Source organism: Streptomyces sp. KMM 9044, from assembly GCF_024701375.2.
Lineage (GTDB): Bacteria > Actinomycetota > Actinomycetes > Streptomycetales > Streptomycetaceae > Streptomyces.
Genome location: NZ_CP113910.1, coordinates 3521726 through 3533313, shown reverse-complemented (window position 1 = coordinate 3533313; position 11588 = coordinate 3521726). Strand labels below are relative to the sequence as shown.

Here is an 11588-nt window from a genome sequence, read left to right as displayed (position 1 = left end):
GATTCAGCGTTCCTGAGGTGGTCGTCCCGCCGGTGCGGCCGGCACCCAGTCTCCGGCACGCCCCCGGCGACGGCTACCGGAAGATCTCCGCGGGCACGGGCCGGCGCCGACGGCCGGGGCGTTGTGCGGGGCCCCTGCGATGCGTTCCGGCGGTGCGGCTCCCCGGCGCATTCCCGTGACGTGTTCCCTGACGTGTCCCTGTGACGTGTCCCCGTGGCCCGTCCGTGATCAGGCGGACCTTGCGATGCCGGGGGACGATTGCGGAGGATGCCGTGTGGGGACCGGGGCCCCCGTGTCGGTAACGGCAGGGGCGGACCGCTACCCGGAGCACAAAAACAGGAGACAGCGATGTCCCACGAGGCTTTTGAGCCGGAGACCCCGCATCTCGACTTCGAGGGCACGACCCCCTACGAGGACTACGTCAAGGCCGACGTCCTCACCCACCTCCAGCACACCCTCTCCGACGATCCCGGAGAGATGGTCTTCCTGGTCACCACCCAGGTGATGGAGCTGTGGTTCACCGTGATCGTGCACGAGTGGGAGACGGCGGCGAACGCGCTGCGCGGCGACGACATCCCCACCGCGATCGACGCGCTGAAGCGGTCCGTCCGGGAACTGGAGGCGCTGAACGCCTCCTGGAAACCACTCGGACAGCTCACCCCGGCGCAGTTCAACGCCTACCGCGGCGCACTCGGCGAGGGGTCCGGCTTCCAGTCGGCGATGTACCGGCGCATGGAGTTCCTGCTCGGCGACAAGTCCGCGTCCATGCTCGTCCCGCACCGGGGCGCGCCGCGGGCGCACGCCGAACTGGAGAAGGCGCTGCACGAGCCGAGCCTGTACGACGAGGCACTGCGCCTCCTCGCACGCCGCGGGCACGTGGTCCCCGGCAAGGTGCTGAGCCGTGACGTGTCCCGGCGGTACGAGCCGTCGCCGCAGGTGGAGGAGGCCTGGACGGCCGTCTACTCGGGTGACGAACGGGGTGACGTCGCCCGGCTGGGCGAGGCGCTCACCGATGTCGCCGAGCTGGTGTGGCGCTGGCGCAACGACCATCTGGTCGCCACCCGCCGCGCGATGGGCGCCAAGACCGGTACGGGCGGCTCCGCCGGAGTGGCCTGGCTGGAGAAGCGGGCACGGAACAACGTGTTCCCCGAGCTGTGGACGGCACGGTCGTATGTCTGAACCGATGTCTGAACCGATGTCTGAACCGAGGCTCAGGGCGAAGGAGCTGGACGCGGCCGACGGGCTGGCCGCCAAACGCGCCGGGTTCGTGCTCGACGCGGGCGACGGCGAGAGCGGTGACGCGGTCTACCTCGACGGCAACTCGCTGGGCGCGCTCCCCGTCGCCGTCCCCGGCCGGGTCGAGGACGTCGTCCGCAGGCAGTGGGGCGAGCTGCGCATCCGGTCCTGGACGGAGAGCGGCTGGTGGACGGCGCCCGAGCGGATCGGCGACCGGATCGCTCCGCTGGTCGGCGCGGCGGCCGGGCAGATCGTCGTCGGCGACTCCACGAGTGTCAACGTCTTCAAGGCGGTGGTGGGCGCGGTGCGCCTGGCCCGGCTGACGGACGGTGCCGCCGGAACCGCCCGCGACGAGATCGTGGCGGACGCGACCACGTTCCCCACGGACGGCTACATCGCCGAGTCGGCGGCCCGGATGACCGGCTGCACCCTGCGTCCGGTGCCGCCGTCCGAGGTCCCGGGTGCGCTCGGCGACCGTACGGCCGCCGTACTGCTCAACCACGTCGACTACCGCACCGGCCGACTGCACGACCTGCCCTCGCTCACGGCCGCCGTGCACGCGGCGGGGGCGTACGTTGTCTGGGACCTGTGCCACAGTGCGGGCGCGCTGCCGGTCGGGCTGGACGAGCACGGCGTGGACCTGGCGGTCGGCTGCACCTACAAGTACCTGAACGGCGGCCCCGGTTCACCGGCGTACCTCTATGTGCGCGCGGAGTTGCAGGACCGCTTCGACTCCCCGCTGCCCGGCTGGAACTCCCACGCGGAGCCCTTCGGCATGCGACCGGAGTACGCACCGGCGCCGGGCGCGCTGCGCGGGCGGGTCGGCACCCCGGACATCCTGTCCCTGCTCGCCCTGGAGGCGGCGCTGGACGTCTGGGACGACGGCGTCACGGTCGAGGCGGTACGGGCCAAGTCCCTCGCCCTGACCGACTTCTTTCTGGAGTGCGTCGAGGCGTACCTCCCCGAGGGCAGGGTCGAGTGCGTGACCCCGCGTGCGCACCGGGAGCGGGGCAGCCAGATCGCCCTGCGCTGCCGGGACGCCGGTGACGTCATGCGGCGGCTGATCGAGCGGGGGGTGGTGGGTGACTTCCGCCCCCCGGACGTCCTCCGCTTCGGCTTCACCCCGCTGTACGTCGGCTTCGTTGACGCGGAGCGGGCGGCCCGGGTGCTGGCGGAGGTGCTGACGGAGGCAGAAGCCGACAGCGAGGCCTGACCGGCGGCCGGAAGAGGGTGGCCGGGGTCAGGAGGTGCTCTCCGCCCGGCCATCCTCGGGAAAGGTTCACCGAGCGTGATATCCCCATGTCCACGCACGTCATCGTGCTGATACCGTCCCGGCCAACGGCCGAATTCTTCTCTCGTCCGTCAAGTACGTTTGATCGCTGAGAGGTTGAGCATGAGGGACGACGTCGCAGCCGCCCGGTCCGCAGCCGAGGAGGAGTCGGTCTTCTCCCGCCCGCCGGTCGCCGCCGACGCGACCGCGGCCTACGGCGACGGCCTGGACCAGCTGATCGACTTCTACGTCCCACGTGCCACGGGTGGCCCCGGCGGCCCCGCGCCCGTGGTCGTGGTCCTGCACGGTGGTGCCTGGCGGGCGCCCTACGGCCGGCGGCATGTCAGCCCGTTCGCCGGTTTCCTGGCCCGCCGGGGATTCGCCGTGGCCAGTGTCGAGTACCGGCGCGGGGCGGGGGAGACGGGCGGCGGGGACCCGGTCGCGGGACGGTGGCCCGACACCTTCGACGACATCGCCGCCGCGCTCGACGCGCTGCCCGAGCTGGCCCGCCGTCACCTGCCCGGCGCCGACCCGCGCCGCACCGTGGTCACCGGTCACTCGGCGGGCGGCCACCTGGCGCTGTGGGCCGCCGCCCGGCACCTCCTCCCCGCCGACGCCCCCTGGCACACCGACCGCCCCGCGCCCCTGCGCGGCGTGGTCGCCCTCGCCCCGATCGCCGACCTCGCGGTCGCCGACAAGCTGGACGTCTGCGGCGGTGCGGTACGCCAGTTCCTCGGCGGCGACGAGCGGTTCGCCGAACGGCAGCCCTACGCCGACCCCGCGCTGCTGCTGCCCACCGGCATCGCCACCACCATCGTCCAGGGCCGTACCGACGCCGATGTCCCGCAGGCGGTCGCCGGGTCGTACGCCGACGCGGCGGCCAAGGCCGGTGAGGTGGTGGGGGTGACGCTGCTGGAGGATGTCGGCCACTTTCCGCTGATCGACCCCACGGCGGACGCCTGCGCGGTGGTGGCGGAGGAGATCGCCCAGCTCGCCTGGTGAACCCGGCCGGCCGAGGTGTGCCCGGCGGGGCTCTCCCCAGGCGGCGGTCTTCGCGTACGAGTCGGGGCTGCTCAGGCCGTCGGGGTACTGACGCGGGGCCGGGCGGGCTCTCGGGGCACGGAACTCTCTCCGCGCCCCCTCACCGCCCCCGCCACCCCTCGTAGTACCTGAGACGGACGCCCGAGAACCCCTCCCACCGGGGACGCCACCGGCCCCCCGGTCGGCCTAACGTGTGACCGTGACCGAGACGACCCACGCCCCCTCCGCGGCCCAGCGGCCCGGAGACGGGGCCAAGACCCGCAGCCCGGAGTACCGGCTGGCCCAGAACGCCCTGCGCGGACTGCGCCACGACCTGTTCGAGGACGCCTTCGCCTACCGGCCGCTGCCGCGCCGGCGCACGGACGGCCCGTTCGTCCGGTGGCTGCCCGGCCGGCTGAGGTCCTCCGCGGAACATCTCCCGCACGCGCTGGTGGGAGTGGTCGCGCTGCTCGCCCTGTGCGCCGGCGCGTTGGGGGGCGGCCTGCCCGGCGGGAACGTACTGGCTCTGCTGGCCGGCCTGCTGTGCGCGTTCCCGGTGCTCGCCACGCTGGTCCGGCCGGTCGGCGCGTTCTGGATGTCGCTGGCGGTGACCCCGGTGGTCGCGGTCCTCAGCGGCAGCGGAGGCGAATGGCCGTGGATGCCCGGCGCGTTCGTCTGCCACCTGGCGGTGCTGATCGTCGTGGCGCTGCGCACCCGGCCCCGCACCGCCGCCTGGATGTGGGTGCTGACCGCCGTGTACGCCTTCCTCTCGGACATCGTTTTCGGCGGGTCGTACTCCTACACGAACAGCGGGCCCATGATGGTGACGTCCGCCTTCGCCCTGCTCGTGGTCTCCTTCCGGCATGTCCGTCACACCGCCCAGCAGGAGGTGACCGCCCAGCAGACGGTCACCGCGCACGAACGTTCCCGGCGCACGCTCCTCGAGGAACGCACCACCATCGCCCGCGAGCTGCACGACGTGGTCGCCCACCACATGTCGGTCGTCGCGATCCAGGCCGAGGCCGCGCCCTACCGGGTGGAGAACCCGCCGCCCGAGATGGAGCGCGCCTTCGCCACCATCCGCGAGAACGCGGTGGCCGCCCTCACCGAACTGCGCCGGGTCCTGGGCGTGGTCCGCGCCGAGGACTACGAGGCCCCCGACGCCCCCCAGCCGACCCTCGCCGACCTCGATGCCCTGCTCGCCAACGTGCGGGACGCCGGCCCGGACGTCGAGAAGGTGGTGACCGGGGCGGTGCGCGAGCTGCCGCCCGGCGTGGAGCTGTCGGCGTACCGGATCGTGCAGGAGGCGCTCAGCAACAGCCTGCGCCATGCGCCCGGGGCGAGCGCCCGGGTCGAGATCGGGTACGTCCTCGGCGGGCTCGGCCTGCGCATCGTCAACGGTCCGGCGCCCGAGCCGAACCTGGTCAAGCCCTCGCCCGGGGCCGGACACGGCATCACCGGCATGCGCGAGCGGGTCACCATGCTGAACGGCGAGATGACGGCGGGCCCGGCGGACGACGGCGGCTACGAGATCGCGGTGTTCCTGCCGGTCGGCGCGGCGGACGAGGACGAGGCATGAGCGGGGCGAGCGGCCCCGGAACAGGACGCGGGACCGGCGACGAGGACAACATCCGTGTCCTCATCGCGGACGACCAGATGATGGTGCGCGAGGGCTTCTCGGTCCTGCTGAACGCGATGCCGGGCATCGAGGTCGTCGGCGAGGCCGTCAACGGCCGGCAGGCGGTGCAGCGGGTCCGTGAACTCGCCCCCGACGTCGTGCTGATGGACATCCGCATGCCCGAGATGAACGGCATCGAGGCGACCCGCGAGATCATCGCCGCCGACGGTGCCGCGAAGGTGCTGGTGCTGACCACCTTCGACCTCGACGAGTACGTCTACCAGGCGCTGCGCGCGGGAGCCTCCGGCTTCCTCCTCAAGGACGCCTCGGCCCGCCGCCTCGCCGACGGGGTACGGGTGGTCGCGGCCGGTGACGCGCTGCTCGCCCCCTCGGTGACCCGGCGGCTGATCACCGAGTTCTCCAAACTGTCCGAGACCCCGCGCCTGATGCCGTCCGCACACGCGGCGTACGGCGACCTGACCGAACGCGAGACGGAGGTCCTGGTGCTCATCGCACAGGGTCTGTCGAACGTGGAGATCGCCGGGCGTCTGGTGGTCGCCGAGTCGACGATCAAGACGCATGTGAGCCGCATCCTGGTGAAACTGGGCCTCCGCGACCGCACCCAGGCCGCGGTCTTCGCCTACGAGGCGCGGGTGGTGACCCCCGGGTGACCCCCGCCCGTCACCCGGGTGAGGTGACGGGCGGGGCACGGCCGGAGTGACGGACGCCTCTGGTCAGCGCGGGTCCGCCGGGCTACCGTCCGTCCATGGCACCTCCTGGCGACCTCGCGTTCGACCCCTGGGACCCGGTGTTCCTCGCCGACCCGTACCCCGCCTACGCCGAGCTGCGGGAACGCGGGCGGGTGCACTGGTTCGAGCCGACGAACCAGTGGCTGGTCCCGCACCACGCGGACGTCTCCGCGCTGCTGCGCGAGAGGCGTCTGGGACGGACGTACCAGCACCGTTTCACCCACGAGGAGTTCGGCCGGACCGCCCCGCCGCCCGAGCACGAGCCGTTCCACACCCTCAACGACCACGGCATGCTCGACCTCGAGCCGCCGGACCACACCCGCATCCGGCGCCTGGTGTCGAAGGCGTTCACCCCGCGCACGGTGGAGCGCCTGAAGCCGTACGTCGAAGGACTGGCGAGGGACCTGGTGGCCGCGCTGGTCGACGCCGGCGGGGGTGACCTGCTGCGGGACGTCGCCGAACCGCTCCCGGTCGCGGTGATCGCCGAGATGCTGGGCATCCCCGAGTCCGACCGGGCCCCGCTGCGGCCCTGGTCGGCGGACATCTGCGGGATGTACGAGCTGAACCCGTCGCAGGAGACGGCGAAGCGGGCGGTGCGCGCCTCGGTCGAGTTCACCGGGTACCTGCGCGAGCTGATCGCGCACCGTCGCGCCCACCCCGGCGACGACCTGGTCTCGGGGCTGATCGCCGCCCACGACGAGGACGACGACCGCCTCACCGAGCAGGAGATGATCTCCACCTGCGTGCTCCTGCTGAACGCGGGCCACGAGGCGACGGTGAACTCCACGGTCAACGGCTGGGCGGCGCTGTTCCACAACCCCGGCCAGCTGGCCGCCCTCCGCGCGGACCACTCCCTGGTCCCCTCCGCCGTGGAGGAGCTGATGCGCTACGACACCCCGCTCCAGCTCTTCGAGCGCTGGGTCCTGGACGACATCGAGATCGACGGCACGGTCATCCCCCGGGGCGCGGAGATCGCCATGCTCTTCGGCTCCGCCAACCACGACCCGGCCGTCTTCACCGACCCCGCCCGCCTCGACCTCACCCGCACGGACAACCCGCACCTCTCCTTCAGCGCCGGTATCCACTACTGCATCGGGGCGCCCCTGGCCCGCATCGAACTCGCGGCGTCCACGAGGGCGCTGCTGGAGCGGGCCCCGGCCCTCGCCCCGGTGGAGGAACCGAAGCGCAAGCCGAACTTCGTGATCCGGGGGTTGGAGGGGCTGGCGGTCGAGGTCTGACCGCCGCAGGCCCGCGCCGGACGGGACCGCGGGACGGTTGCCTCGTCCCGCGGCCCCACCCGGCTACTTCGTCTCGAGGTCCCGCCGCCGGAAGCCCGCCAGGCCCAGCCACACCAGGCCGGCGGCGACGAGGGACAGCAGGAGCAGCGGGGTCCAGTCCATGTCCGCGGCGGGGAGCCGGGGGACGTGGCCGAACGGGGAGAGGTTGTCCGTCCAGGCCGGGAACTGCAGGATCTGGCCGAGGTAGCCGACCACGAAGGCGTACACCGGCACGATCCAGGCCGCCGAACTCGCCCGCGGGAACCAGCCGAAGAGCACCACGGCCACGCCGACCGTGACCCACAGGGCGGGCGCGTACGCCACGGCCGCACCCACCAGGTCCGGCAACAGCCCGGCGTCGCCGGTGGAGGCCGCGCCCGCGCCGCCGAAGCCGAGCCCGGCCAGTAGCAGCACGAGCGTGCCGCCGCCCATGGCCACGGCCAGGTGGCCGCCGACCCAGCGGGTGCGCGAGAGGCCGGTGGCGAGGAGGGGTTCGGCGCGGCCCGCCGTCTCCTCGGAGCGGGGCCGCAGGGCCGCCATGACGACGTACACCGCCGCCACGACCGTGAGCACGACCATGATCATGGAGGCGAAGGACTCGACGACGCCCGCACCGCCGATGCGGTCCAGGGCCTCCTGGATCTCGTCGATGCCCGCCAGCATGTCCTCGGCGTCCCCGAGGATCGATCCGTACATCGCGCCCATCAGGAACAGGCCGGTGCCGAAGCCGGTCAGCATGCCGCGGTGCAGGCGCAGGGCGAAGCCGACCGGTGTGGCGAGCGCGTCGGAGGCCGTGGGGCTGCCCAGCTTCTCCGGACGCAGACCCGCGCCCACGTCCCGCCGGGTGGAGAGCACGAACCCCGCCGCCGCACCCGCCGCCGCGAACACCAGGCAGAGCAGCAGCGGCCACCAGCGGTTGTCGACGTACGGGTAGCTGCGCTGCACCCAGCCGATCGGGGACAGCCAGGACAGGGCACCGTTCTCGCCGCTGTCGCCGGCCGCGCGCAGCACGTAGGCGACGCCGATGACCGCGAGCGCCATGCCGGACGCGCCGCGCGTGTGCGCGGTGAACTGGACGGTGACCGCGGCGACGGCGGCGAAGACGAGGCCGACGGCGGCGTGGCCGAAACCGTAGAGCAGCGAGCCCGCGGTGTCGATGCCCTCCATCCCCAGGCCGGCCAGGCCGACGGTCAGCAACAGGGCCAGGGCGAGGTTGGCCAGGACCGCGACGGACAGGGCGGCGGTGAGGTGGGCGTGGCGGCCCACGACGGTCGAGCGCACCAGTTCGGCGCGGCCGGTCTCCTCCTCGGCGCGGGTGTGCCGGGTGATGATCAGCACGCTCATGAGGCCGACGAGGACGGCCATGAAGCCGAGCATCTGGTGGCTCAGTATGGAGCCGAAGCCGTCGTCGTCGAGGTAGTGGCGGGGGCCGGACATGGCGAGGCCGGCCGGGCTGTCCACGCTCCTGACGGCGTTGGCCCGGTCCTGCGGGTCGCTGTACAGCGTCCTGAAGCTGTTCGCCGTCATGAGGGTGCCGAGGAGCAGGGCCAGGATCCACACCGGGAGCCGGATCCGGTCCCGGCGCAGGGCGAAGCGGACCAGTGTCCGGGTCCCGGCCAGCGCGTTGCCGCCCGCGACCGGTCCGGCGGGGGCCGGGGCCTCGGGGGCGGCGGTCGCGGTGGTCATCGCAGGTCTCCGTTCGTACGCTGTCCGTCCGTCCCGGGTCCGTCCGTCCCGGGTCCGTCCGTCCCGGGTCCGTCCGTCCCGTGTCCGTTGGCGGCGAGCTCGCTGCCGTAGTGGCGGAGCATCAGCTCCTCCAGGGTCGGCGGGTGGCTGACGAGACTGCGGATGCCGAACTCGGTGAGCTTGCGGACCGCTCCGTCGACCTGGCCGCCGTCGACGGCGAACCGGACCCGGCCGGTGGCCTCGTCGAGGGTCCGCAGGTCGTGGACGCCGGGCAGTGCGTCGAGGCCGGTGGCGGGCCGCTCGGTCTCCGCCTCGATGGTGGTGCGGGTCAGGTGGCGCAGCTCGCCGAGGGTGCCGGACTGGACGGTGCGCCCCAGCCGGATGATGCTCACGCGGTCGGCGAGCTTCTCCACCTGGGCCAGGATGTGGCTGGAGAGCAGGACCGTCTTGCCGGCCGCCTTGGCCTCGCCGATGACGTCCTGGAAGACGACCTCCATGAGGGGGTCCAGTCCCGCGGTCGGCTCGTCGAGCAGCAGCAGTTCGGCGTCGGAGGCGAGCGCGGCGACGATGGCGACCTTCTGCCGGTTGCCCTTGGAGTAGGCGCGGCCCTTCTTGGTCGGGTCCAGGTCGAAGCGCTCGACGAGCTCGGCGCGCCGCTTCTTGTCCAGGCCCCCGCGCAGCCGTGCCAGCAGGTCGATGGCTTCGCCGCCGGTGAGGTTCGGCCACAGCTCGACGTCGCCGGGGACATAGGCGAGGCGGCGGTGGAGCTCCACGGCGTCCGCCCACGGATCGCGTCCGAGCACCCGGGCGGTGCCCGCGTCGGCACGCAGCAGACCGAGCAGGACGCGGATGGAGGTGGACTTGCCGGAGCCGTTCGGGCCCAGGAACCCGTGGACCTCGCCGGTCTCGACCTCCAGGTCGAGACCGGCGAGCGCGTGGGTGCGGCCGAACGACTTGTGGAGTCCGGACACGGTGATGGCCTTGGTCATGTTCGGAACGTACGCTGGTTTCACAAATTTGTGAAGTTAAGGAAGTGTATAAATTCAGAGCTAGACTGGCCGACGTCGCTGAGCTGCGGATACGGGGACGGGTCCACGGAGGGCGGACGGGGCGTGTACGGGCCGAGGGCGGAGATGAGCGGGTCATGACGGAGGAAGGGGCCGGGCGGCCGGAGCGGGACCCCGAGACGGTCTCCCGGTTCGTCGAGCACTTCGCCGCGCAGCTGGTGGCGGCCGGAGTGCCGCGCATGCCGGCCCGGGTCTTCGCGGCCCTGCTGGTCTCGGACACCGGCGTCAGCACCTCCGCCGAACTGGGGGAGATGCTGCGGATCTCGCCCGCCGCGGTCTCCGGGGCGGTGCGCTACCTCGACCAGCAGCACCTGGTCTCCCGCGAGCGGGAGCCCGGCTCGCGCCGTGAGCGCTACCGGGTGCACGGCGACCAGTGGTACGAGGCGCTCACCAGCCGCGGTGCCGTCCTCCGGCGCTGGCAGGACGCGCTGCGCGAGGGCGTCGCCAGCGTGGGCCCCGGCACCCCGGCGGGCCTCCGGCTGGCGGAGACGCTGGCCTTCTTCGAGTTCGCCGAGAAGGAGATCGAGGCGCTCATGGACCGCTGGCGTGACCACCGGGAGGAGCGCTTCGGCCGCGACTGAGCCACTCCGCCGAGCCGAGGCCGGCCCCTCGCTCACACCGGCAGTGTCAGCCCCCAGGCGTCCTCCCGGGCCACCCACGTCCGGGTGCCCACCGGCCCGGACACGACCGCGTCCGTCCGGTAGCGGAAGTGCGCGCCCGACACCGTCACCGTGTGCCCCTCGGCCAGCAGCGGCGACGCCTCCGTACCGACCGACACCGGCCGCACCTCGACCCGGGCGATCCCGCCGGGGCCCGGCACGAGGGAGACGGCCGCCACCGGCTGGCGCAGGTCGACGAGCGTCGTCCCGTCGACCTCCACCCGCAGCCGCACCGGCCCGCTCTCGGGGTCGGAGGCGACCCGGGACGGCCGGTCCGGCACCAGGGTCCGCACCAGGGTCTGGCAGGTCCGCAGCCACGGATGCTGTCCCGTGCCGTCACCCCTGCCGGCGTGCTCGGTCCCGTCTGTTCCCTCCTCCCGCGTCTGCGCGGCACCGGCAGGCGGAATCCGTACCGCGCCGAGCACCACGCCGTCGCTGTCGTCCACCAGCAGGTTCATCCGCCGCTCGGTGCCCTCCAGCACGGCGCGTGACGCGGCCACCGCCCCCGTGGGCACCCCCAGCGACCGGGCGAGCGACAGCGCGCCCCCGACCGGCACCAGGGCCAGCGCGCAGCCGGTCAGCTCCCGCTGCCGGTGCAGCAGCCCCACCGCCCGGATCAGGGCCCGGTCGTCGCCGACCAGCACCGGGCGCCTCGAGCCCCGCCGGGCGAGCGCGCGGGCGAATTCCTCCGGGCCGTCCGGCAGGCACACCTTCGTCGTCGCACCCCCGCTGAGCACGTCTTTCGCGATACGTACGGACTCGCCGTCCCTGCGGCGGGCGACCGGATCGATGACCACCAGGAGCTGATCGGACGTCGGGGAAGTCGCCACCTCGGCCTTGCCTCGCTTCCTCGGGTAGCATCTTTGTGCAAGAGCCCCTTGCGCTGTTGCGCAGGGGCTTCGTCTATTCCGGGGCATCCGGTCCGACGGTTGGCGGCCAACGGTGGTCGCGGTGTGTGCGCGGCGGAGATCCTCCGCGTACGCCTCTGACCCTGGACATGCCCCGC

The 11588-nt window shown here is 73.1% G+C and carries 10 protein-coding genes; 7 read left to right on the top strand and 3 right to left on the bottom strand.

The window, feature by feature from the left end:
* Positions 1-348: 348 nt before the first annotated feature.
* The 6 genes from HUV60_RS15845 (at position 349) to HUV60_RS15820 (ending at position 7131) form a co-directional block, all read left to right on the top strand.
* Positions 349-1179, top strand: a complete 831-nt coding sequence (locus HUV60_RS15845; protein ID WP_257850636.1) for a tryptophan 2,3-dioxygenase family protein — start codon at positions 349-351, stop codon at positions 1177-1179.
* A gap of 4 nt (positions 1180-1183) precedes the next feature.
* The gene (gene kynU, locus HUV60_RS15840; RefSeq protein ID WP_443047309.1) at positions 1184-2449 is read left to right on the top strand and encodes a kynureninase; all 1266 of its coding nucleotides are present in this window, start codon (positions 1184-1186) and stop codon (positions 2447-2449) included.
* A 180-nt stretch (positions 2450-2629) separates the two neighbouring features.
* A complete protein-coding gene (locus tag HUV60_RS15835) occupies positions 2630-3508 on the top strand; it encodes an alpha/beta hydrolase (RefSeq protein WP_257850638.1) in 879 nt (292 codons plus the stop codon).
* Between the two features lie 238 nt (positions 3509-3746).
* Positions 3747-5105 carry a sensor histidine kinase gene (locus HUV60_RS15830; protein ID WP_257850639.1) on the top strand — a complete coding sequence of 453 codons (1359 nt, stop codon included), beginning with the start codon at positions 3747-3749 and terminating at the stop codon, positions 5103-5105.
* Positions 5102-5815 (top strand): response regulator, encoded by a 714-nt coding sequence (locus HUV60_RS15825; protein ID WP_257850641.1) that lies wholly within the window; start codon positions 5102-5104, stop codon positions 5813-5815. Before HUV60_RS15830 ends, HUV60_RS15825 begins: the two co-directional genes overlap by 4 nt.
* A 95-nt stretch (positions 5816-5910) precedes the next feature.
* Complete coding sequence (locus HUV60_RS15820) at positions 5911-7131, top strand: cytochrome P450 (RefSeq protein WP_257850642.1); 1221 nt, start codon at positions 5911-5913, stop codon at positions 7129-7131.
* A 63-nt stretch (positions 7132-7194) separates the two neighbouring features.
* Here the strand turns inward: HUV60_RS15820 and HUV60_RS15815 are convergent, their stop codons facing one another.
* Positions 7195-8856, bottom strand: coding sequence for an ABC transporter permease (locus tag HUV60_RS15815; protein WP_257850643.1), 1662 nt, complete (start codon positions 8854-8856; stop codon positions 7195-7197).
* Positions 8853-9845, bottom strand: coding sequence for an ABC transporter ATP-binding protein (locus tag HUV60_RS15810; protein WP_257850644.1), 993 nt, complete (start codon positions 9843-9845; stop codon positions 8853-8855). The genes HUV60_RS15815 and HUV60_RS15810 overlap by 4 nt, the downstream gene beginning before the upstream one ends.
* A 155-nt stretch (positions 9846-10000) precedes the next feature.
* Between HUV60_RS15810 and HUV60_RS15805 the strand changes: the two genes are divergently transcribed.
* Entirely contained in the window at positions 10001-10504 is a 504-nt protein-coding gene (locus HUV60_RS15805) for a GbsR/MarR family transcriptional regulator (protein ID WP_257850645.1), read from the top strand.
* A gap of 32 nt (positions 10505-10536) precedes the next feature.
* On the opposite strand, the gene HUV60_RS15800 is transcribed toward HUV60_RS15805, so the two are convergent.
* Positions 10537-11412 carry an acylglycerol kinase family protein gene (locus HUV60_RS15800; RefSeq protein ID WP_257850646.1) on the bottom strand — a complete coding sequence of 292 codons (876 nt, stop codon included), beginning with the start codon at positions 11410-11412 and terminating at the stop codon, positions 10537-10539.
* Positions 11413-11588: the final 176 nt, after the last annotated feature.

Coding starts and splice junctions, on each gene's coding strand:
- HUV60_RS15835 (WP_257850638.1), top strand. CDS start 2,630: ATGAGGGACGACGTCGCAGCCGCCCGGTCCGCAGCCGAGGAGGAGTCG.
- HUV60_RS15805 (WP_257850645.1), top strand. CDS start 10,001: ATGACGGAGGAAGGGGCCGGGCGGCCGGAGCGGGACCCCGAGACGGTC.
- HUV60_RS15845 (WP_257850636.1), top strand. CDS start 349: ATGTCCCACGAGGCTTTTGAGCCGGAGACCCCGCATCTCGACTTCGAG.
- HUV60_RS15815 (WP_257850643.1), bottom strand. CDS start 8,856: ATGACCACCGCGACCGCCGCCCCCGAGGCCCCGGCCCCCGCCGGACCG.
- kynU (WP_443047309.1), top strand. CDS start 1,184: ATGTCTGAACCGATGTCTGAACCGAGGCTCAGGGCGAAGGAGCTGGAC.
- HUV60_RS15810 (WP_257850644.1), bottom strand. CDS start 9,845: ATGACCAAGGCCATCACCGTGTCCGGACTCCACAAGTCGTTCGGCCGC.
- HUV60_RS15820 (WP_257850642.1), top strand. CDS start 5,911: ATGGCACCTCCTGGCGACCTCGCGTTCGACCCCTGGGACCCGGTGTTC.
- HUV60_RS15825 (WP_257850641.1), top strand. CDS start 5,102: ATGAGCGGGGCGAGCGGCCCCGGAACAGGACGCGGGACCGGCGACGAG.